We start from the raw sequence: 3026 nt of genomic DNA on the forward strand, positions 1-3026 counted from the left end.
GCTCCAAGCTGAATAACGGTTACTTCAAAGTTATCATCTGCATTCAGCATTTCCACAATCGGATCATTGTATGGATCAGCTGCTGTGGCTACTACGGTTTTACCCGACTTCTGTACGTAGGCTACCTGCTTAGGTCCTAAAGCCTTCAGTGCAGCAGCAGCTTTTGCGGCAACTGTTTCAGCATCAAGTTCACCTTCGTAAATATTAAATTCATGAACTGAACCTATCCACTGGGGATCAGGATAACCTCCGGCACACAATAATGCAGTATCAAGAGAGATATTTGAAATATAGTAATCAGCAGGTATTACTGCAGAACCTATTTTAACACCATCAATATACCACTTAATTGAATCATTTGTCAATACGCTCACATAATGATGTATTTCATCGGCCCCGGGTTCTGCACCAGTAACTCCAACTTCTGAACTGGAAGGTAACATATCAACAGACGTTTTACTTACATTATCATTACGTGCAATTGACATCCAATAACTATTATTACCATCGGCTGATCCGAAATAGGCCAGCATTGTCCAACCTGGATTCGCACCTGTAGTAACAGTTGCTTCTAAACTAATTGCATCGTAACTGTCCAATGCGATATCTTTTGCCGGAAGTTTAATATAACTCCCGCCCATTGCATTGAATGCACCGTTTTCAATATTGCCTGATCCGCCATCATTTATTACAACCTCACCGTCGGCTCCACCAATTACATCAGCAGCCGTTCCATCTTCAAATGTATAAGAATGTTCCATTACCACAGGAACAACAGCCTTTGGTGCTTCAATCATCATGAAACTATCAACTGCAGCCCCTGTTTTGTCTGCATAATACCAAGAATCTGCTGCTGTACCATCTGCGCCACAGTATTTATTGTTCGCAGTATTCATAAAAGAATAATAATCAGTAACGCCTTTAACGACCTTCCATACGCCTTCTTCTAAGGTACCATATTTAGTACTCCATCCACTGCTTGACTTTTTACTGAAGTAACTGTAGTTCACATCCTGAATAATGTAATAAAGGCTGTCATTAACACCTTCATTTACCGGACGTAAAATAAAATGCTGCGCTGCAACATTCATGCTATCCGTTAAAGCAGGTTGAGCATCGTTGGTCGAAGCACTACCGAGCAACAATCCACTTTCGGCTTCTTTAAAGAAATAACGTTGATACGGTTCAACCAGCTCAACACCCAGCGAATCAATTCCTTCATCTTCAAATGTAATTACGATAGAACCTGAATCGCCTACTGCAGCTGTAGTAACACCAATTACAATTTCAGCCTGTCCGTTTTCAAAATTAGCTGGTGTTAAAGAAGATGGTGTAGCCGAAAATCCGGCAGGCACCTGAACTCCAAGTACAGCATCCGTATTAGTGGAAGTAATATAAAGAGAAAATTTTCTTTTTATATCTTTCTCAAACATAACCGGAATAGATTCTGAAAAGCTTATTACGGGAGCAGCAACGGTTTGATCCATATAAGTGGATTCAACATACGTACCTCCATTTATCGTTCCGTTATATGCATTCGCTGTAAGATCTGTAGCAACACCTGCTGCTGTGTCATTAAAATTATAATATGCTATCAATCCTGCTTCATCACCATTAAGGATGGAGAACTTATTATCCTCAATTTCCTGAGCACTCCGGGCAGTATTCCAAATACGTACTTCATCAAAATACCCCTCAATAGTACGGTCAACGCCTGCTGAATCCCAACCAATAAAGTTTCCGTCTTCCATAGTAAACAGAGTAGGAACATCCGTATTGTTTACAGTGGCAACTCCATTAATGTATATTGTCATGTCTGTTGCAGTAACAACATAAGCCACATGATTCCATGCATTAAATATAGGGTTATTAGAAGCTACAACCGCTTTTCCCCCTGCATCAATTCCACGAAGAGTTAGGTTATTAGTCCATTTATCGTATTGAACACCACCATTATTATTTGTTCCACGGGAATAAAAAACAGCCCCATAATCATTTTTAGCCATTGGATAATACCAGGCTTCGATAGTTACAGGCAAATCAGTCAAATTAAATCCCGGCAAAGCGACATTACTGTTATTACCATCTGCTCCTCCCGGAAGACTAACAGCATAATTTCCTGTAATTCCTACAGCTTCAACCAGAGCAACCTTTAATACCTTAACAGTGTCTGACTCACCATCAGGATTATGCAATGCAGACCACCTTAAAATACTTGAAATATTGGTATTTCTGAATGCAGCATCTGTAAAGATTTTCACTGGTTCAGCCATGCCTTCTGTCTGAACCCATGTTGTATAAGTTTTAGCAGTAACATCCAGATCGAACCAGAAATGATACACCTGTCCGGGAACCGGAACCAGAAGATTTTCCACTGTACCGGCATCTACCCAACCACCACCATTTCTGACGGTTAAACGATCTGAGTAAACAGCAACGGCTGCAGAATAATCGCCCCAGCCTGCAATTGCAGGTTCTGATAATACAAACGAACAATCATAAGTACCGTTGTTATTACCATCAACAAATGTCAAACTGGTGTAAACAATTCCGGTATCTTTAACCGGAGCAAAGGTCTCAGTTGCATCAACTGATTGTGCTTTAATGTTTCCGGAAACAAAGATTCCGGCGAACAAAATAAGACTCATTAAATACCTTAGTAAAGAATTTGTTTTCATAAATAAACTTTTAGTTAGTATTATAAATAATAATTCACAATTTGTTTTTCACAAACAAGCGTTAAATTTATTGAATGTCTGTTTCATTTACACTTAAATCGCAAGCAAATACTGTAACTTATTTGACAAAATAGTATAAATTATTTTTTCAACCATCAAATCTTCGTCAGTTAAAAACCTTATAAACTGAAACATAAGAATCTTACAGACATCAGCAGTGCAAATACAGGCAGAATATTGTTACTATAAAAAAGGCTGCCCGGAAACCGGACAGCCTCATAAAATATTACTTATTATTTTCTAGTTAGTTTTTACAACTTTAAACAATTTACTTGCACCAGCACTTTC

Annotated in this window: 1 protein-coding gene; it reads right to left on the reverse strand. The window is 38.8% G+C overall.

Features of this window, described 5'->3' with window-relative positions:
- A partial coding sequence (locus ACE01N_RS20165) for a LamG domain-containing protein (RefSeq protein ID WP_380592825.1) occupies positions 1-2678 on the reverse strand: 2678 nt, incomplete at its 3' end.
- Positions 2679-3026 lie beyond the last annotated feature (348 nt).

Origin of the sequence: Quyinboa ferrireducens (genome assembly GCF_042436675.1) — a bacterium.
In the GTDB taxonomy this organism is placed as follows: Bacteria; Bacteroidota; Bacteroidia; order Bacteroidales; family UBA5342; genus JBHJHP01.